Annotated in this window: 17 protein-coding genes, 1 riboswitch and 1 other annotated feature; of the genes, 7 read left to right on the top strand and 10 right to left on the bottom strand. The window is 37.6% G+C overall.

Going from position 1 to position 19316, the window contains the following annotated elements; translation table 11 throughout:
* The first annotated feature begins 205 nt into the window (after positions 1–205).
* On the top strand, positions 206–556 hold the full coding sequence (locus MOK21_RS17220) for a YojF family protein (protein WP_049667947.1): 351 nt from the start codon (positions 206–208) through the stop codon (positions 554–556).
* A 13-nt stretch (positions 557–569) separates the two neighbouring features.
* A complete protein-coding gene (gene bshB2 / locus MOK21_RS17225; protein ID WP_249075215.1) occupies positions 570–1259 on the top strand; it encodes a bacillithiol biosynthesis deacetylase BshB2 in 690 nt (229 codons plus the stop codon).
* 48 nt (positions 1260–1307) lie between these two features.
* Here the strand turns inward: bshB2 and MOK21_RS17230 are convergent, their stop codons facing one another.
* Positions 1308–2051, bottom strand: a complete 744-nt coding sequence (locus MOK21_RS17230; protein WP_249075216.1) for a TerC family protein — start codon at positions 2049–2051, stop codon at positions 1308–1310.
* A gap of 235 nt (positions 2052–2286) precedes the next feature.
* Between MOK21_RS17230 and ilvA the strand changes: the two genes are divergently transcribed.
* Entirely contained in the window at positions 2287–3549 is a 1263-nt protein-coding gene (gene ilvA, locus MOK21_RS17235) for a threonine ammonia-lyase IlvA (RefSeq protein WP_249075217.1), read from the top strand.
* A gap of 274 nt (positions 3550–3823) precedes the next feature.
* Here ilvA and MOK21_RS17240 read toward each other — a convergent pair whose 3' ends face one another.
* From MOK21_RS17240 to MOK21_RS17270, 7 genes are all read right to left on the bottom strand, one after another.
* A complete protein-coding gene (locus MOK21_RS17240; protein WP_249075218.1) occupies positions 3824–4783 on the bottom strand; it encodes a nuclease-related domain-containing protein in 960 nt (319 codons plus the stop codon).
* A 208-nt stretch (positions 4784–4991) separates the two neighbouring features.
* The gene (locus MOK21_RS17245) at positions 4992–5786 is read right to left on the bottom strand and encodes an ABC transporter ATP-binding protein (RefSeq protein ID WP_249075219.1); all 795 of its coding nucleotides are present in this window, start codon (positions 5784–5786) and stop codon (positions 4992–4994) included.
* Positions 5779–6810, bottom strand: coding sequence for an ABC transporter permease (locus MOK21_RS17250; RefSeq protein WP_249075220.1), 1032 nt, complete (start codon positions 6808–6810; stop codon positions 5779–5781). Before MOK21_RS17250 ends, MOK21_RS17245 begins: the two co-directional genes overlap by 8 nt.
* A 698-nt stretch (positions 6811–7508) precedes the next feature.
* Positions 7509–8528 carry an ABC transporter substrate-binding protein gene (locus MOK21_RS17255; RefSeq protein ID WP_249075221.1) on the bottom strand — a complete coding sequence of 340 codons (1020 nt, stop codon included), beginning with the start codon at positions 8526–8528 and terminating at the stop codon, positions 7509–7511.
* Positions 8529–8879: 351 nt separating this feature from the next.
* On the bottom strand, positions 8880–9452 hold the full coding sequence (locus tag MOK21_RS17260; protein ID WP_249075222.1) for a TetR/AcrR family transcriptional regulator: 573 nt from the start codon (positions 9450–9452) through the stop codon (positions 8880–8882).
* Positions 9449–11644 (bottom strand): FtsX-like permease family protein, encoded by a 2196-nt coding sequence (locus MOK21_RS17265; RefSeq protein WP_249075223.1) that lies wholly within the window; start codon positions 11642–11644, stop codon positions 9449–9451. The genes MOK21_RS17260 and MOK21_RS17265 overlap by 4 nt, the downstream gene beginning before the upstream one ends.
* Positions 11645–11661: 17 nt before the next feature.
* On the bottom strand, positions 11662–12354 hold the full coding sequence (locus tag MOK21_RS17270; RefSeq protein ID WP_249075224.1) for an ABC transporter ATP-binding protein: 693 nt from the start codon (positions 12352–12354) through the stop codon (positions 11662–11664).
* A 300-nt stretch (positions 12355–12654) separates the two neighbouring features.
* On the opposite strand from MOK21_RS17270, the gene MOK21_RS17275 reads away from it, so the two are divergent.
* The 4 genes from MOK21_RS17275 to trpB all read left to right on the top strand — a co-directional run bounded on the left by MOK21_RS17275 (position 12655) and on the right by trpB (position 16101).
* Entirely contained in the window at positions 12655–12909 is a 255-nt protein-coding gene (locus tag MOK21_RS17275; RefSeq protein WP_249075225.1) for a hypothetical protein, read from the top strand.
* Positions 12910–12989: 80 nt separating this feature from the next.
* Positions 12990–13385, top strand: a complete 396-nt coding sequence (locus tag MOK21_RS17280) for a DUF1259 domain-containing protein (RefSeq protein WP_249075226.1) — start codon at positions 12990–12992, stop codon at positions 13383–13385.
* Between the two features lie 285 nt (positions 13386–13670).
* A riboswitch (PreQ1 riboswitch) is annotated at positions 13671–13715 on the top strand.
* Positions 13716–13721: 6 nt separating this feature from the next.
* Positions 13722–14204: a QueT transporter family protein gene (locus MOK21_RS17285; protein ID WP_249075227.1), complete on the top strand. Its 483-nt coding sequence runs from the start codon at positions 13722–13724 to the stop codon at positions 14202–14204.
* Between the two features lie 474 nt (positions 14205–14678).
* Positions 14679–14878 (top strand) — a binding site (T-box leader).
* A gap of 59 nt (positions 14879–14937) precedes the next feature.
* On the top strand, positions 14938–16101 hold the full coding sequence (gene trpB, locus MOK21_RS17290; RefSeq protein WP_249075228.1) for a tryptophan synthase subunit beta: 1164 nt from the start codon (positions 14938–14940) through the stop codon (positions 16099–16101).
* Positions 16102–16144: 43 nt separating this feature from the next.
* Here the strand turns inward: trpB and MOK21_RS17295 are convergent, their stop codons facing one another.
* Positions 16145–17770, bottom strand: coding sequence for a long-chain fatty acid--CoA ligase (locus MOK21_RS17295; RefSeq protein WP_249075289.1), 1626 nt, complete (start codon positions 17768–17770; stop codon positions 16145–16147).
* 452 nt (positions 17771–18222) lie between these two features.
* On the bottom strand, positions 18223–19176 hold the full coding sequence (locus tag MOK21_RS17300; RefSeq protein ID WP_249075229.1) for an L-threonine 3-dehydrogenase: 954 nt from the start codon (positions 19174–19176) through the stop codon (positions 18223–18225).
* Positions 19177–19316: the final 140 nt, after the last annotated feature.

Genomic DNA, 19316 nt, shown 5'->3' on the forward strand with positions numbered 1-19316 from the left:
TACGATATTGGTTACTCAGGCTTTTCATAGGATTTAACCTATTTCAGTGGATGTTTAGGGACCCCGCTGAAAGAAGTTAAACAAGCCTTCGAGATTCCTTTAAGGAGAAGTTTATCGTTGATGTAGTACTACTTAGGCATTCAATTTCCCTTTGTGAATTATTTTTACTATACTTAAAGGAGAAACAATCGAGAGGAGTGTTAAGATGCAAGAAGTACAAGTAAAGACGTTGCAGGAATTATTGAATTCTTTCGCCAACAAAGACGTTTATATTCATCTTGAGACGACAAACGGTTCTTATGCAGCACACTATGATGAGAAATTTTTCAATGCAGGTGCTTTTATTCGCAATGCAAAAATCAACTATGAACTTGCTAAAGTGGTAGATGATTCACCCCATCGTGTCGGGTTAAAAATGGCGCATGGCTGGGTTTATGCTCAAGGCATCACACATTTTGAATTAGATGATTTAGGCCGTTTATTAATGGCTGGACTAGACTACTCAGGTAAATTGGCGATTGCACTAGAAATTAGCGAAACGCCATTTACTTATTAAGGGGGACGACTTTTTGAATTTACAACCACAACGTCATATTTTAATTGTTTACCCTCACCCAGATGATGAGGCTTTTTCAGTTGCTGGAACAATTGCCTACTATACAAAGAAAATGAATACACCTGTTACATATGCCTGCTTAACTTTGGGCGAAATGGGGCGTAATTTAGGAAATCCACCTTTTGCAACACGTGAATCCTTGCCAGAAATTCGACGCAAAGAGCTTGTCGCAGCAGCGGATGCTATGGGTATACAGGATTTACGCATGCTTGGTTTCCGTGATAAAACGATTGAATTTGAAGACGATGAAAAAATGGTAAAGCTTGTTGAAGGTTTAATAGAAGAGTTAATGCCTTCACTTATTTTCACATTCTTACCTGGTTTTGCAGTGCATCCTGACCACGAGGCAACAGCGCGTGCCGTAGTAGAAGCTGTTCGTCGTATGCCAAAAGCTGCACGTCCACAAGTGTTAGGCTGTGCTTTTGCAAATGATACCATTGAAAAAAATGGAGAGCCGCATGTTATCGTTGATATTCGTGAAATGAAGGCGGATAAAGTGAACGCATTAAAAGCACATGCATCCCAAACAGCTTGGATGATGCAAGAAACAGAAAAACGTGTCGATAACGGTGAGCCAATGAGTGAAAGCTGGCTTAATATTGAAAAATTCTATATTATAAATCCTGATCAATATGTAAACTAACAATAAAACGGTTCTGTCCTCTCCATTGAGAACAGAACCGTTTTATTGTTAAGCAACCTTCATCTTTTTTAAAAAATGAATAATGAAAGTTATAAAGAAAATAATTATTAACACAACAAAAAACATATAGTGTGGAACGTGAATACCGATAACGCTGGCTAGCATTTTTAGGGCAATAACTCCAATAATAATAAACGCTGTCGCCTCTAATTCTGGTATTTTTTCAATAATGATTAAAAATAAGCCAGCAATAGTCCTCATCATTAAAATACCTAGCATTCCCCCGACTAGTAATATCCAAATTTGATTGGATATCGCAAAAGCAGCAAAAATCGCATCAATTGAAAAAGCAATATCCATCAGTTCTACAGAAATGACTGTTGCCCAAAACGTTCCGAAAAGACGAACCATCAGCCCTGATTTTTTCATTTCCCTAGCACTATCCGCTTCCCCAATCTGTAAGAAATGAGCGACACATAACCAGCCTAAATACAGAGCTCCTAGCAATTTAATATACCAAAACTCTACTAAATAAACCCCTATCCCGATAAATAAAAATCGGAAAAAATAGGCGCCCAACATACCGTACATTAATGCTCGTTTGCGTTGCTTGTTTGGCAAATGCTTCACTAGCACGGCTAATACAAGTGCGTTATCTGCCGAGAGTAAACCTTCTATTATCACTAGTGTCGATATTAACCCCCAAGATACAGGGTCAGATAAGATCTCTTTCCACATTTCCCAATCGAAAAATTGAATGTATGTAGATAGAATTCCTTGAATGATTTCCAATTACATACCCTCCTACTTGTCCTAAGGTATTCTAGTATATGCTTGACCATTTTCGTTATGAGGAAATAGGTGTATCCTTTATTTCTACAAAATATTCTCGAAGAAATTTAATTATTCTACATTTTTATTAAGTAGACACCGAAAATTTAGAATTTACTAAAAATTAATAACCAAAAGCAAATAAAATATGCTATCATAGATAAATGTTTTAAACGTATAACGGAGGATGGATACTATGGAAGCTGCTGACACTAGAACTGTGCAAGTAGAAAATATCTTGATTGCACATCATTTCTTAAAAGACGTAGTGGTGCACACGCCGCTACAAAAAAATGACTATTTATCCGAGAAATATGGAGCTAATATTTATTTTAAACGCGAAGATTTACAGCATGTACGCTCATTTAAACTTCGTGGTGCCTATTATAAGATTAAAAAAATTGAAGAAGAGGCTCGTGAAGCTGGCGTTGTTTGCGCAAGTGCTGGCAATCATGCTCAAGGTGTTGCCTACGCCTGCGCACAATTGAAAATTCAAGCAAGTATTTTTATGCCTCAAACAACACCTAAGCAAAAAATTGACCAGGTGCGTATGTTTGGTCGAGATTATGCAGAAATTATTTTAGCAGGTGATACCTTTGATGATGCTGCCGAAAGTGCATTAGCTCACTGTGATGAACACGATAAAATCTTTATTCACCCATTTGATGATTTTGATGTCATTGCTGGGCAAGGAACAGTCGCAGTTGAAATTATGAATGATATAGAGGAGCCGATTGATTACGTATTTGGTAGTATTGGTGGCGGCGGCTTAATGTCAGGGGTTTCTGCCTATGTGAAAAACCTTTCCCCTACTAGCAAAATTATTGGTGTAGAGCCTTCTGGGGCGGGCAGTATGAAGGCTGCATTTGAAGAAGGCGGTGCAGTAGCACTTGATTGGATTGATAAATTCGTAGACGGTGCTGCGGTAAAGTGCGTCGGTCATCACACTTATGATGTTTGTCGTCGCTACTTAGACGACATTGTATTAGTACCAGAAGGAAAAGTCTGTACAACGATTTTAGATCTTTATAACAAACACGCGATTATTGCAGAGCCTGCAGGAGCATTGTCTGTAGCAGCACTTGACTCTTATAAAGAGGAAATTAAAGGGAAATCAGTCGTTATCATCATTAGTGGTGGTAATAATGACATCGGTCGTATGCAGGAGATTAAAGAAAAATCTTTAATCCACGAAGGTTTACTATATTACTTCATCGTAAGCTTCCCACAGCGTGCAGGCGCACTTCGCCAATTCCTAACAAGCGTTGTAGGACCGAACGATGACATTACAACTTTCGAATATACAAAGAAAAACAACAAAGAAAGTGGTCCTGCCTTAGTCGGTATCGAGCTTGGCAATCGTAAAGATTACGAAGGATTACTCGCACGCATGAACGAATTCGGCTTCAAATACAAAGAAGTAAACAACGACATCCAACTATTTGGCTTATTAGTCTAATAATAAAGGGTCACACTTGCTATGTGAGTGTGGCTTTTTTAGGTTTATAGAGGCACTTTTGAGATTTATCGAGAACTTTTGATTGTTTATCGCCCAACTTTTTAGTTTATCCACCAACTTTTCTAGTTTATCTACTAACTTTTTTAGTTTATCTACCAACTTTATCGATTTATCGACCAACTTTTTTAATTTATCACCCAACTTTCCAAAAATATCGACATCTACCTTACTGGCGACACTATCTGACCGCACCGATAGTTTGCGTCGCTTACATTTAATCTAATAATTTAGCAGGAATTATATATTTTCTATTTTTATTTTCACCAACCACTTCAAACTTTAACTTTTTCAATAAGTAATAAGCTATTCTCTCTGAGTCAATATCAAAAAAATTACGAAATTGCTCATTAGAAATATTGTTTCCCAGCATTAGCTGATAATCTTGTAATGCTACTAGCATCGATTTATTATCTATCCGTTGACACTTGCTACAACGCCATTTCCCATAGAAATACCGTACCTTATGCTGATACTCACACTGCGAGCATAATGCCCCTTTTCTTAGTTCACCCCACTCGATATCTGGTATCCATTGTGTTGGTTCATGCTTCTTTAGAATGTGTTCAACGATATGTTCTAAATCTTTTTCACTCAAACAGACTCGTGAATAGCGTAAAAACAACTGCTCTACCTTTTCTGCCAAGCCACTCACATGAATAATAGGCTGCGCCGATAAACTGGACGTCATTATCATATTCGGATTTGCAGAGACAATCATATATATAATCGGTATATGATAGCCCGCTTTTTGAAAAATTTGACGCAAAAACCTAGCATGCCGCTTCACTTGATCAAAGGGATTACGAAAGCCGTCGACTTTGCCTTCAGAAGTAATCCGAATAAATTGATGATGATCTTCCATATATTCTATATGACCAACGATATTTTTGATTTCCACTATTAAAATAAAATTTTGCGACATCAATAATGTATCTATTTGATGTATGGATCCACCTTCAGCTTTTAGCACAACATCATGCAATAAATAATACATATGCTCCAAATAGATATTTTGCCATTCCTGATCTACTCTTTGCTCACCTGCATACCCTGCTCTTGTTCTATTTAACATTTCTTGATAGTAAGTAGACTTTGGGTGAGATTTAGGCAATCGCCTTTCAAGCATTTCTAATATGAGTTGTTTCGATGAAATTTCCCGTTTTTTCAGTAACATGTTTTCACCTCCTTTCGCTAGATTATAATGCAAACACTTTCCCATATTTATCGAGAACTTTTGATTATTTATCTACCAACTTTTTTAGTTTATCTACCAACTTTATCGATTTATCGACCAACTTTTTTAATTTATCACCCAACTTCCTAAAAATATCGACATCTAGCAGAAAAACGCTCACACCGAAGTATGAGCGTTTTATCATTTATTATCCTAGTAACGCACGGTCTGAGTTCATTTTCTCACCGCGGATACGTTCGAACTCTGCCATTAAATCAGGAATGGTTAATTCATGCTTACGATCCTCGCCAACCTCTAAAATAATTTGACCTTTATCCATCATAATCAGGCGATTCCCTAAGTCTAATGCTTGTTGCATATTGTGCGTGACCATTAACGTCGTTAAGCTGTCTTTCTCAACTAAATATTTCGTAATACGTGTGATTAACTCTGCACGGGATGGGTCAAGTGCAGCCGTGTGCTCATCTAGCAATAAAATCGAAGGCTTCGTGAATGTTGCCATTAAAAGAGATAGCGCCTGACGCTCCCCTCCAGAAAGTAAGCCGACTTTTGCAGAGAGGCGATTTTCCAAATTTAAGCCTAACATCTGTAAGGATTCCTTGAAAAATTCTCGACGCTTTTTATCAACACCGAAACGCATCCCTCTACTCTTATTACGCGAGTAAGCTAATGCTAAATTTTCTTCAATCGTCATTGTTGGTGCTGTACCAGCCATTGGATCCTGGAATACGCGACCGATATAGTGAGAACGTTTATATTCTGGTAAAGGAGTTACCTCATTCCCATCAATTGAAACCGTGCCGAAATCTGGTGTTAATGCGCCAGAAACCATATTCATCATGGTTGATTTACCAGCACCATTACTACCGATAATTGTGACGAAATCCCCTGGCTTTAAGTGCAAATTAATTTCTGCAAGTGCTATTTTTTCATCAGGGGTACCTTCATTGAAAATCTTATTAATGCCATGTAATTTAAGCAAGGCCTTTCCCTCCCTGCTCAATCGGCTTCTTTACTCGTGTCTTCTCTGCTGCGCGCTTCACCTTGCGTTTGCGCTCCTTACTCTTATGAATAAATTGAGGTAAAATCAGCGCTATAATTACAATGATAGCTGTTATTAATTTCATATCTCCAGAATCAAGGAAATCTACTCGTAATGCTAATGCTAGAATAATGCGGTAAATGATAGCTCCAGCAATGACAGCAAAAGTTGTACGCATAATCGTTTTTGTACCAAAAATTGCTTCACCAATGATAACAGATGCAAGGCCGATAACGATCATCCCAATTCCCATACTTACATCCGAGAACTTCGAATATTGTGCGATTAAAGCACCTGAAAATGCGACAAGTGCGTTTGAAAGTCCTAGCCCTAGAATAATAAGTGTATCTGTATTTGCCGAGAAGCTACGAATCATACGCTTATTATCACCAGTTGCTCGAATAGCCAGACCAATCTCTGTTTTCAAGAACCAGTCTGCAATGAACTTTATTAGAATTGTGATGATTAACACGACGATGATCGTGCTCCATGTTCCTGGTAGTTTCTGTACGCCGAAGCCTTTTAATAGGTTATTTAATACCGTATCGATTCCCAAATTACTCCAAAATGCTTGAAACTTTGAAAATAAAGTCTCTGAATTTAATAGTGGAATATTTGGACGACCTATCGTATTTTCTGCCGTTGATCCCATAATACGTAGGTTAATAGAATACAAAGCAATCATCATTAAAATCCCTGATAATAGAGGATTAATTTTCCCCTTTGTGTGAAGAATTCCTGTCATACATCCAGCAATAAATCCAGCAACAATTGCCACCAAAGTCGCTAAGATAGGGTGGTAGCCAAGCAGAATCATCGTCGCTGCTGTAGCCGCCCCTGTTACAAAGCTTCCATCAACCGTTAAATCCGGAAAATCTAACACGCGGAATGTTAAATACACACCAAGTGCCATAATCGCATAGATGATCCCTTGCTCCATTGCACCAAATATTGCTAAAAACATAGTTGAATCATCCCCTCATAATTTCTTAAACTATTTTTCATTAAAAATTCTTACCTGAGATCCATTCTCTAAGATGAAATTAGTGCAACGTCTTCTGTGATAAAATCTTCTTGACCAACATTCATGTTGCCTGAATGGGCCCCATACTCTCACACGGGAATTTTCACCAAATCCATTTGTTCAAATAATGAGCTCATCACCAAAAGTTGGAGATGATATATATTAATACTACTCAATTTATATAAGTTGATTGGAGTGGAGACTGGGCGACTCCTTGGGGACCGGCGATAGGGGAACGAAGGCTAAGAACATCACATCCTGTGATAACGCCTTCGTGACCAACATCAATGCTGCTGCCGCTACGTTAGCACTACGCTTTCGCGCAAAAAACAACTGTTGGCCCGAGACCCTGCAGCGAAGCGAAGCGGCTCATCGGACGCCCCCAGGAAGCTTTGCTCTGTGCGAAAGCGTAGCGGCAGCAGCAAATGTTTTCTGTAGCGAAAGCAAAGCGTCAGCTACAAATGTTTTATCTGTGCGAAAGCGTAGCGGCAGCAACAAAGCGCTCAGTCGGAACGGAAATCAACCCTACACTATGATGATGTACCAATTTAATAGGAGTTTCCCCGATCTAAAACTTACATAAAGAAGATAAAGCGGGGGCAGCTTTAGTTCTCCCCCGCTTCGTTTTAATTAGGTCATTACTTTTCTAAAAGCTCTGCACCCCAAGAATCTTTAATTTCAATTCCTAAATCATCTGCTACTTTTTTATTGATGACTAGTTTTAACTTTTGTGGATATTGAGCTGGAATATCAGCAGGTTTTGCTTCACCTTTTAAAATCTTCACAGCCATTTGCCCCGCTTCATAACCGATGTCATAATATTCAAAACCATATGCAGCTAAGCCCCCACGTGCAACAGAGTCAAGCTCTCCTACAACTAGTGGTAATTTATTGGCATTCGCTACATCAATGACAGACTCTAGAGCCGAAACTACTGTATTATCAGTAATGATATAGAATGCATCAGCTTTACCGATTAATGATTCCGCAGCTTGTTTTACTTCCGCAGAAGTTGCCGCAGATGCCTCAACTACTGTTAGGCCTTGCTCGCCCATGACCTTTTTCACTTCTTTTACTTGTGCTACTGAGTTTTGTTCACCAGCATTGTAAACCATACCTACTTTTTTCGCGCCTAATTCTTTTAAGAATGCCACTGTTTTCGAAATAGTATCAGGATGTAAATCGATCGTTCCTGTTACATTTTTCCCTGGCTTCTCCATTGAATCTATTAACTGTGCGCCAACAGCATCTGTTACAGACGTGAAGACAATGGGAATATCACTAGTAGCTGTCGCTGCCGCTTGTGCAGAAGGCGTAGAGTTTGCAAAGATTAAATCTACGTTGGCACTTACTAGATTGTTTGCGATCGTCGTGTTAAGGCTGTTATCTCCTTGCGCTATTTGTGGATCGTAGTCAACTTTTAATCCTGAATCTTCAATTGCCTTTTTAAAGCCATCAGTCGCAGCATTTAAAGATGGATGCTCCACAATTTGAGTAATCCCGATTTTATACGTTTTGTCATCTGCATTGCTCTCACTGGCATTATTCTTTTCTTTCTCTTTCGAATCCGATGAATTAGAGCCACTGCTACCGCAAGCAGCAAGCATTAAAACTAATCCAAATAACAGGAACGAAAGCTTTTTTAAATTACTTCTCATAAATAATCCCCCCGATATTATCTTTGATATTTATCACACTTTATCCAAACAAAGTGTGAACGTATCGCTATATTATCTTTATTATATAGCTTAGTCAACAACATTATGAATGTTCTGACATTTAAATTTAACAAAATATTTTATTTTTTCACTAAATTTGTCGCTTTAAACTACTAAACTACGCTATTTCTATAAACTGATTTCTTTTTCTAACATAACAAAAATATTTTCGACAAATTCGCGAAGTTATTTTTCTGACATTTAATTTCTATACCAAATCTATGTAAAACACAAAAAACCTGACATTCCCTATAAGAAAAGTCAGGCCATCAAACAGTATTTTTTTCGCTTTTACTTCTTCAAAATATCTACTAACCAACTACTTTGGGGTAACGGAATATCAGGGAAGCATACGTACGTTTGAGCAACACCTTGAATGGCTGAATAAAAACAACCTGCAAGTGCTTTAGGATCACCATCTCGTATTACTCCCTTAACTTGACCCTCTTTTACTAAACGTTCGAAATTCTCAGATGCGGCCAGATCGCTAGCAACTTGTTGAATAGAATCCGGTAAGTTACTTGCAATTAGTGTTTGAGCAACTAACATAAATAATTTTGCCGATAATGGATAAGTATTAAAAGAATCTAGTATCATCGTAACCATAGCATTTAAATACACTAAAGGTTGTTCTAATTCCTCTTCAGAAATATGAATATCAGCCATTTTAGCCCGGTTCAAAAGTTCAAGGTATACCTCTTCTTTAGAGCCGAAATAATGAAACATTAATCCTTGGCTAATTCCTACTGAATCCCCTATCTCTTTTGTGGTAGTCCCTTGATAACCATTTCTAATAAACAAATCCAAGCCCGCGTTTAGAATTTGCTCTCGTCTAACTTCCTTCTGTTCGCGGCGTTTATTCATTTCATCATAACCTCCTGCAACGATACTGCATTCATGCTTTTTCTATAGAGTAACATAATGACCTCGTATGAAACAGCAAAGATCACAAGAGAAAGAGCTATTGCCTTACTATCTGGTGTCATTGGTATCGCTATGGTAGACGCTTTTGCCAATAAGTCAAATAAAATTTTAGTTACAACAATAGCATAGAGGGTTCCAAATATAAATCCGATGTAGGCAATTATTCGAAAGCCTGACAAGACAATACGATTGCATTCTAAATTTGTATAGCCAAATGCTTTCATCATCGCTAAGTACTTACGATTAGAGGAAATAATGATTTTCATGACAATACTAATCGTTAAAATACTTAAAGCCAAGCCAATTATGATAAAAAGAAAGGATAGTGCAAAATACGTACCTTTTTGCTGAGAGCTTGCATATAATACATCCTCAAATTTTGAAACAAACAGATGCCGCTTGCTGTCAAACTCGACATTGTCTTTAGTAAATACCCCATTATATTCTTCTTTTTCTAAAAGGCCCGTATGGATGGCAACGTCCATATTGCTGTAAACTACTTCCCCATATACCGATTGCTCAATAGCCGTTATAGGTAACTGATAAACAACATTATTTACATAAATTTTTACAGTATCCCCAACCGACAAATCATATTTCTTACGCATCCAATCATTCACAACAATGCCTTCCTGCTTGGAAATATCTATAGTCTCCTGCTTCTGTATACTATAGAGCTTAAAGCGAGAAAGACTACTAGATAAAGCCATGAATTGGCCATTATTTAATACGCCACCATCTGGAAACTCTATTTTACAATCTTCTGAAAAATAAGGTGTTTCAGCGTCTAAGAATTTCATTTCCTTCGCCTCAATGAATCGTACGTTACTTTTATATTCAGATCCTTTAAATGTTAATGAGGATACCTTATCAGACATTGCTTGCAAAGAAAAAGCAATCTGTAAATTAGCGCTAGCCATAAAGCCTGTGAGTAAGGCCAAAAAGACTAATAGAATATTATTTAATACGATGGCTTTAAAGACTGCTTTTTTAAACGGGTTCGTTATCCTTATTCGCTTAACTAGGAAATTTAATTTTACTGATGTTCCATTACGAATCATTTCTAATGGCGGTTTACGTAAGGAGAATATCGCAATCACAAAAGCCATTACCGAGAAAAACAGCGCGGGAACTGTTGTAAACAATATGAATTGTACAGGATCAAAATTTTGTGTAACATTTGGCACGAGAAATGTAGCATTCATGCTATTAATGAACAGAGGACTAACTACATAGGAAACTAAATATCCTACAGCTGCGCCTATTAACACAAAAGGTCCTATTAGGAAATATCTTTTAGCAATTTGTATTCTAGCGTAACCAAGTGCTTTTAAAACACCCATAGTTGATTTCTTCTCCGTTATACTCTGGATAACGATAGTAATAAGCAACACCAACACAGTTAAACCAAAGAAACTTAAAGCACTAATAAGACTGATCTTAAACATTTTTTCTTTTGCGCTTAATGCAGAAAGTATTTGTGGATTATCCTCTTTACTCATCACAGACTTTACCTGTGAATCCATAAGCATTTCTTCTAGATTAGTTTGTTTCTGTTCCTCAGAAACACTTTCTAAAAAGCGGCCCGCATAACTTGTTTTCTCCTGTTCATCCCAATTTGAGTAAACTTCTTCACTACATAAAATTAATGCTTGAGTAGTAGGTTTGTAGCCAACACCATTATCAGCTACCAGTGGTGAAATTGCGTCCGGTAAAGTAAAAATCCCACTAATTGAATATGTTGTATTGCCAATAGTAACTGGATCTCCTAATGCTAATTTATTGTCCTGCGAAAAATTTTTATCTATTGCAATTTCAGTTGTTTTTTGGGGCGCAACGCCTTCTGAATATAGTGGAATATCAATGTGGCGCGTATTTTGCATAATACGATATACATTTTTTTCATCATAAATGACTTTATATGTCATCGGATCATACGAGAAAGAATACTTATTGGAAAGGTCCGTTATTATTCCCTCATCATGTAGAGTAAGCGTAAAGTCTTGCTGATTTTGATGTGCAAGTACCTTCTTTATGGAGTCTATGCTTTGAAGATAGAAAACCAGTAACGTACAAATAAATACTGCACAGACAACAACCAGTACTAGGGGATACTGTTTTTTAAATTTCATTAAATGTACTCCCTCTCTCACCATGTAATTTCATTAACATCCCGTGGATGAGCATTGCTAGTTACTTCCACAATTTTTCCGCTAGTCATTTTGATTACCTTTGTTGCAATTTGAGCAATACTAGCATTGTGCGTTACCATAATAATGGTAAATTTCAATTGTTTTTGAAGTTGCTTCAAAAAAGTTAAGATTTGTTTGCTCGTTTCTTCGTCTAATGCTCCAGTTGGTTCATCACAAAACAAAAAATCCGGTTTTTTCGCTAATGCACGGGCAATAGACACTCGTTGTTGTTGTCCCCCCGAAAGTTCATAAGGAAGACGTTTTTCTAATCCACCAAGTCCTAAAGCATCAATTATGTCAGAAATATTTTTGTTCCCTTTTAAATCAGCACCCATTTTAATATTAGATTCTACAGTTAAAAACGGGAGTAAATAATAGGCTTGAAAAATGAAAGCCGTTTTGTCACGTCTAAATAGCGTCATTTCTTTTTGATTTAATCCACAAATCTCATAGTCATCGTAAGTGACACTTCCTGAATCCGGTTGCTCTAAACCAGAAATTACATTAAGCAGTGTAGATTTACCGGATCCAGAAGGACCTAGAATGACAACGAATTCCTCATCATCAATCGACAATGAAACAGCATTTAATGCATAAAGCAATTCACGACCATTTTGATAACTTTTAACCAAATTCTCTATTCTTAACATGTTAGACCTCCAAACGATTTTTATTAATTAATTAATCAATTAACAAAACAATATTATTGATTAATTAATTTGTCAATAATAAAAAAGCCTATTTATGATAATTATTTTACGCTCTTCTACGCAATCATTTTTGCAAAACAATCCATTTTCGAAACATTTTCAACGCATAGTAAAAAGCCACACCTAGTCAGATGTGACTTAACTTTTCAACACATAATAGTCCTTTCTAGTCTCCTTTTTTACATGTCATGCATATGATGCAAATGAGACAAAGTGCTGTTCTCAAAAAGGAGGAATACTATGAATAATGATGAAATCAATGTAAATCAGCCTTCTTATTCACAAGAGAATCAAAGTGCAAGTTTAGGAAATATTGACACAATCATTTCTGATCTATGTGACAGTCTATTTGCATTTGCTCTTGATTTTGCCTTAAATGCCTTAGAATATACAAAAGAATTAGATGGAGAATTAGAATATACAGATGAATTCAAGAAACAACTAGACGATATTATTATTGAAATAGAGGAAATTAAAAATATTTTAGAGGAGTAACCTGTTCTATTAAAATCGTGATATTTTGACCTACTACTTCCACTCCAAGACTCCTCCTTAAAAAAAGTAGGGGTGTCTAAATGCAAAGCTTTCAAGATATGTGTACAAAATTTGCACAGATTGTAAACGGAAAAGCTTCTATGGAACATGGCGTATGCTCAGTAAAACTGAATCGCAACCTTAATGTGAAGATTCAAGGTCGCCCAAGTCGTAGTGCACTTCATGCTGGGATTACATTCGAATCGCTTGATATATATGGGAATGCACTTAACTTAGGTGAAGTTGTAGTACTCCAAGAGGAATTACCTCCATTTGTTAAGGTACTTGCTGAAAATAATTTGATTATAAGTGCTGTTCATAATCACTGGATATATTCGGACCCCGTTATTTTATACGTTCATTTTCAATCAATAGAACCCCCACTAATCTTTGCCCAAAAGTTTGCTCAAGCTTTTCGTGTTTTAAAAAACTACTAAAACGGTCACTTTAAAAGAACTGCTTAGAACAGTTCTTTTTTGATATGGCTGAACTCTCCTTTAGTGGTTGCTTCTCATCTATAGTCCAATTTCATTCCATCTGTAAAGAAACAAGTGTACAAGCCCCTTGTCATGGATTCAAAATTCAAATCCTGTTCATACACACCTGTCTTATTAATGAGCAATGACAAAAGCAAAATATTACCTTTAGCACTATGAATTTCTGCGTTTTTTTTACTCATCGCTATTTACAAGTAAGCATGAACATTGATATGATTGCTTTTGCTTCACGTGGTTCGTAACCATCCCACGTAAAAAAACTAAGGAGAAATGAATATGAAAATAAAATTTTTAGCAACGAGCGGCATTATTGCAGCACTCTACATTGCTGTTACATTATTAGTCGGATCATTTGGCTTTACAGAGGTACAATTCCGTCTATCTGAAATGTTTAACCATTTAGTTGCCTTCAATCCCCGTTTTGCCGTCGGAATTATTATTGGTGTATTTATCTCCAATATATTTTCACCACTCGGCATGTACGATTTAGTCTTCGGTGTGGGCCATTCGATGATTACCCTTGGGTTGTTCATTCTTATTTGTAAGATTGTCAAAAATATTTGGACACGTTTAGTCATCAATACATTTTTATTTACATGCACAATGTTTATCATTGCTTTTGAATTGAACTTAGCATTAGAATTACCATTCTTCTGGACATGGTTAACTGTTGCTGCAGGTGAATTTGTTGTCTTAGCAGTAGGTGCGCCGATTATGTATGCACTGAATAAACGCTTAAACTTCAAAAACTTGATTTAACTGACGGATCTTATCGAGCCGTATTTAATAAAAAGAGGACGGTTTCATCGAGGGCACTGAAAATGTCCCTATCTTCTCACATTACGAGGTATTCAACGATTAAATCGTCGAATACCTCGCTTTTTTCATTTGGTGCTTTGACTCTATTGTTGTTTTCCGAAGCATTCCGCTCGCTTTCCGCGGGCGAGCGATGCTTCGGAAAACAACGCAATGTATCATTCTATTATTTTAGTCACGCTTTCTTTTACCCCGATGATTTTAAGATTTCTCCTTTCTTTTAATACATTCATTATAGTTTCTAACGTAACCGTATAAAGAATTAAAGAACTTTATCAGTTAATAATTAATGCATTATATCCTTCATAACATAGCTTGCCCGTTAATTTTTCTCAGCGGACTCGCACAATTATGCAGGGGAATAATTTGCACAGCACGCCTTGACACTATTCTGAAAATACTTTACAATTCATTTCAACAAATGCTAGGAAAAAGAATAGTAGCAAGAGGTCGTACTTAAAGAGAGCTGATGGTTGGTGCAAATCAGTAGTACAAACTTGTGAATGGACTTTGGAGCAGCCTCATCAAATGTGAGGACGAAATTACTCCCCGTTACCGGAGTACGAAAGCGCGCATTTTTGCGAATGAAGGTGGCACCACGGTTACTCGTCCTTTTTATAGAAGGATTGTAGTGACTTTTTTTATTGGGAAAATTAGAAAGAGGAGTCGAGAGTAGATGAGTAAAGTAGCAGAGAAAAAAGGATATTTCGGTGAATTTGGAGGTAGCTTTGTTCCTGATGAGCTTCAAAATGTATTAACTATTTTAGATGAAAACTTCCAAAAGTATAAAGACGATGAAGACTTTAATAAAGAGCTAGATTATTATTTCCGTGAATATGTTGGGCGCAAATCTCCACTTTATTTTGCTGAAAATTTAACAAAACAATTAGGTGGCGCAAAAATTTATTTAAAGCGTGAAGATCTTAACCATACAGGTTCACATAAAATTAACAACGTTCTTGGGCAGATTTTGTTGGCAAAGCGCATGGGTGCTAATCGTGTGATCGCCGAAACAGGTGCGGGACAGCATGGTGTAGCAACAGCAACTGCCTGTGCAATGTTCGGGATAGATTGCACCATTTATATGGGATTAGAGGATACAAAACGTCAAGCACTAAACGTCTTCCGTATGGAGCTTCTTGGTGCCAAGGTAGTAGCTGTTGATAAAGGTCAAGGACGACTAAAAGATGCAGTGGATGAAGCATTTGCTGATTTAGTTGAAAACTATGAAACGACTTTCTATTTACTAGGTTCCGCTGTTGGGCCTCATCCATTCCCTTCAATGGTCAAACATTTTCAATCGGTCATTAGCCGTGAAAGTCGCGAACAAATTTTAGAAAAAGAAGGCAAGCTACCAGCAGCAGTACTCGCTTGTGTTGGCGGTGGTAGTAATGCGATTGGTGCGTTTGCAGAATATATTGCAGATGAAAATGTTCGCCTCATCGGTATTGAACCTGATAAAGCTGCCACATTAAATAAAGGCACACCGGGTGAATTACACGGCTTCAAATGTTTAGTACTGCAAGATGCAGAGGGCAATCCACTACCTACCTATTCGATTGCCGCTGGACTAGATTATCCTGGAGCTGGCCCAGAGCATAGCTATTTAAAAACAATTGGTCGTGGAGAATATGTAACCGTGACGAATGAAGAGGTGCTCGAAGCATTCCAAGTGCTGTCAAAAGTTGAAGGGATCATTCCTGCACTTGAAAGCTCCCACGCAGTTGCCCATGCCCTTAAGCTTGCACCAACATTATCTTCGGAAGAAAGCATTATTATCAATATTTCTGGCCGCGGAGACAAAGACGTGGAACAAGTATTCCAAATGTTAAGTAGATAAAAAATGAAAGAGCGACTTCCTTTTGTGGAAATCGCTCTTTTAACTATACGAATGAAGCTAATTTCGGATAAATTTCTGCTACATTATCTCGAAGCTTAGCTTTCAAAAACTTCCCAACTGATGTTTTTGGAATTTCATCTAAAAATACTACATCATCCGGTACCCACCATTTTGCAAATTGACTTCCTAAAAATGCAAGAAGCTCCTCTCCACTTACTGACATTCCTTCCTTCAACACTACGCAAGCTAGCGGGCGTTCTTGCCATTTGACATGTGGAATTGCAATAACTGCCGCTTCCAAAACCGCATCATGTGTCATTAACGCATTTTCTAAATCAACGGAGGATATCCACTCCCCACCCGATTTAATTAAATCCTTTGTACGATCCATTATTTTGATAAAGCCATCCTCTGTACGTACCGCAATGTCTCCTGTATATAACCAACCATCTCGATACGCATCAGTTGTACGTTCATCACGATAATATTCGTGTGAAATCCACGGACCCCGCAAGCGTAACTCTCCCATGGTCTCACCATCCCATGGCACTTCTCCATTGTCATTTATAATACTCGATTCAATACCGGCCATTGTCATTCCTTGCATTGCTCGCGATTCAATACGCTTTTCAATTGGCCATTCTTCCATCCAAGATATATAATTTGATAGCGCTACTATCGGCGTTGTTTCAGTCATTCCGTACACGACGATATACGGAATACCATACTGCTCTTCAAATGTACGAATAAGTCGAGTAGGTGAAGCAGAGCCACCACAACAAATAGCTCGTAGCGAACTTATATCTCGCTCACGCTTCTCCTGTTCCTGTAACGCTCCCATCCATATTGTCGGCACTCCAGCAGTTAATGTAACTTTCTCCTGCTCCACTAAATCCAAAATGATTGCCGATGTGAATTGCGGGCCAGGTAAAACTTGTGTAGCACCTACATTGACACTAGCAAATGGTAAACCCCATGCATTTGCATGAAACATCGGTACAATTGGCATCACAACATCACGCTCAGAAATGCCCATTGAATCAGACATACTCAGCATCATACTATGTAGTACTAAACCTCGATGTGAATAAACAACCCCTTTAGGATTTCCCGTTGTAGCACTCGTATAGCACATGCCAGCAGGTTCTTCTTCCCCTATATCCTCTGGGAATTCAAAGTTTTCATCTGCTGCTGCTAATAAATCCTCATAGGATAAGGCATTCGGTAATGTCGTTTCTGGCAAAGTATCCTCATCCGTCATAATAATATAATGTTTCACTGTCTTAAGCTCCGACGCAATGTTTTCAATAACTGGTAGCATATCCACATCAATCATTAAAATCTCTTCTTCTGCATGATTAATAATATAAGTTAAATGCTCTTCTGATAAACGAATATTCACCATGTGCAAAACAGCGCCAGAACACGGTACTGCAAAATAAGCTTCTAAGTGGCGATGCTGATTCCAGGCAAAGGAGCCGATCTTCGTCCCTCTTGTCATCCCTAGTTTTGTAAGCCCATCTGCTAAGCGACGTGTCCTTTTCGCCCATTCCCCATAGGTTAAACGATGAATCTTTTGTGGGCTTGTCCGAGAAATGATCGTCTTTCTCGCAAAATAGGTTTCTGCCCGTTTAAAAAAGCTTGTTAATACTAACGGCGTTTGCATCATAAAAATCATCCATCCCCTCTTCTTGTGAACTCCCTTTTTTACCTTTGTGAAATATTAATAGTATTTTAATAGAATACTATTAATATTCTGAATACGATTATATTTTAAAATCGCAAATTAAGCTATATATTCCAGTATTTTTCTTTTTATTGTTAACTTTTTCTAAAATAACTTATTCGCATAACTGGGGGTGATTTCCGTTCCGACTGAGCGCTTTGCCGCTGACGCTTCGCTTTCGCACAGATAAAACATTTGTAAGGCGTTATCATAGGATGTGATGCTCTTAGCCTTCGTTCCCCTATCGCTGATCCCCGAGGAGTTGCCCTATCTCCACTCCAATCAACCTTTTACATAGATACGTTTAACAAATGTCATCCTAATCTTGATTACCCTACAAAATAAAAAAAGACGAAGAACACTAAATTCTTCGTCCGATTGTTGGGAATATTTATTTATGAACAAGCTTTTGTTTGTAGCTTGATTTTTAATTTTTCTAGCATATCAACTGTCATTTTTGCTAAATCATACTGTGCTTTAAAGCCCCATTCTTTTTGCGCTGCTTCTATATTTAAAGAATTTGGCCAGCTATCTGCTATCGCTTGACGTACTGGATCTACATGATAATCCATACGGAAATGTGGTACATGCTTTTTAATTTCCGCTGCAATTTCAGATGGCTCAAAGCTCATTGCAGTGATATTAAAGGCGTTGCGATGTATTAGTTTGTTACTATCGGCTTCCATTACATCTACAATAGCCTGCAATGCATCTGGCATGTACATCATGTCCATGTACGTACCTTCTTGGATATAGGAAGTATATTTACCTTGTTTGATCGCCTCATAAAAGATTTCTACTGCATAATCTGTCGTACCACCCCCCGGAGGAGTTACGTAGGAAATTAACCCTGGGAAGCGCACACCACGAGTATCTACACCAAAACGGTCGAAATAATAATCGCATAATAGCTCACCCGCAACTTTATTTACCCCATACATTGTTGTTGGTCGCTGTAATGTATCCTGTGGCGTATTATCCTTCGGTGTCGATGGGCCGAACGCGCCTATTGAGCTTGGTGTGAAAAATTGTAAGTTTAACTCACGCGAAACCTCTAACGCATTCATTAAGCCACCCATATTTAAATTCCACGCCAGTAACGGATTTCTTTCCGCTGTTGCTGATAATAACGCCGCTAAATGCATCATTGTATCTGCACCAAAATCCTTCGCCAGATCATGCATTCTTTGTCCATCTGTCACATCCAACACTGCAAATGGACCCTTAGAATGCTCAAGCTTCCGAATATCCGTCGCTAATACATTGTCCTCTCCATAAATACTACGAAGTTTTTCTACAAGCTCAGAACCTATTTGACCTAGTGCTCCTGTAACCATTATCTTTTTCATTTCTCCAAACCTCCACCTGTGAACAATTGTACTTTCAGAAAGTACAATAATATATAAACAAACATTGATTTACTAACACTTCCGATGAATATCATTATAATTTGTTCACATTAAAAATACAACCATAATATTTTCAATTT

Source organism: Lysinibacillus sp. BPa_S21 (genome assembly GCF_023337795.1).
In the GTDB taxonomy this organism is placed as follows: domain Bacteria; phylum Bacillota; class Bacilli; order Bacillales_A; family Planococcaceae; genus Lysinibacillus.

What these genes read in the sequence shown, in the direction of transcription:
- MOK21_RS17255 (WP_249075221.1), bottom strand. Translation starts at nt 8,528, where the DNA reads ATGAGAAGTAATTTAAAAAAGCTTTCGTTCCTGTTATTTGGATTAGTT.
- MOK21_RS17285 (WP_249075227.1), top strand. Translation starts at nt 13,722, where the DNA reads ATGAAAATAAAATTTTTAGCAACGAGCGGCATTATTGCAGCACTCTAC.
- trpB (WP_249075228.1), top strand. Translation starts at nt 14,938, where the DNA reads ATGAGTAAAGTAGCAGAGAAAAAAGGATATTTCGGTGAATTTGGAGGT.
- MOK21_RS17260 (WP_249075222.1), bottom strand. Translation starts at nt 9,452, where the DNA reads ATGAATAAACGCCGCGAACAGAAGGAAGTTAGACGAGAGCAAATTCTA.
- MOK21_RS17250 (WP_249075220.1), bottom strand. Translation starts at nt 6,810, where the DNA reads ATGTTTTTAGCAATATTTGGTGCAATGGAGCAAGGGATCATCTATGCG.
- MOK21_RS17240 (WP_249075218.1), bottom strand. Translation starts at nt 4,783, where the DNA reads ATGTTACTGAAAAAACGGGAAATTTCATCGAAACAACTCATATTAGAA.
- ilvA (WP_249075217.1), top strand. Translation starts at nt 2,287, where the DNA reads ATGGAAGCTGCTGACACTAGAACTGTGCAAGTAGAAAATATCTTGATT.
- MOK21_RS17280 (WP_249075226.1), top strand. Translation starts at nt 12,990, where the DNA reads ATGCAAAGCTTTCAAGATATGTGTACAAAATTTGCACAGATTGTAAAC.
- MOK21_RS17220 (WP_049667947.1), top strand. Translation starts at nt 206, where the DNA reads ATGCAAGAAGTACAAGTAAAGACGTTGCAGGAATTATTGAATTCTTTC.
- MOK21_RS17270 (WP_249075224.1), bottom strand. Translation starts at nt 12,354, where the DNA reads ATGTTAAGAATAGAGAATTTGGTTAAAAGTTATCAAAATGGTCGTGAA.
- MOK21_RS17300 (WP_249075229.1), bottom strand. Translation starts at nt 19,176, where the DNA reads ATGAAAAAGATAATGGTTACAGGAGCACTAGGTCAAATAGGTTCTGAG.
- MOK21_RS17265 (WP_249075223.1), bottom strand. Translation starts at nt 11,644, where the DNA reads ATGAAATTTAAAAAACAGTATCCCCTAGTACTGGTTGTTGTCTGTGCA.
- MOK21_RS17295 (WP_249075289.1), bottom strand. Translation starts at nt 17,770, where the DNA reads ATGATGCAAACGCCGTTAGTATTAACAAGCTTTTTTAAACGGGCAGAA.
- MOK21_RS17275 (WP_249075225.1), top strand. Translation starts at nt 12,655, where the DNA reads ATGAATAATGATGAAATCAATGTAAATCAGCCTTCTTATTCACAAGAG.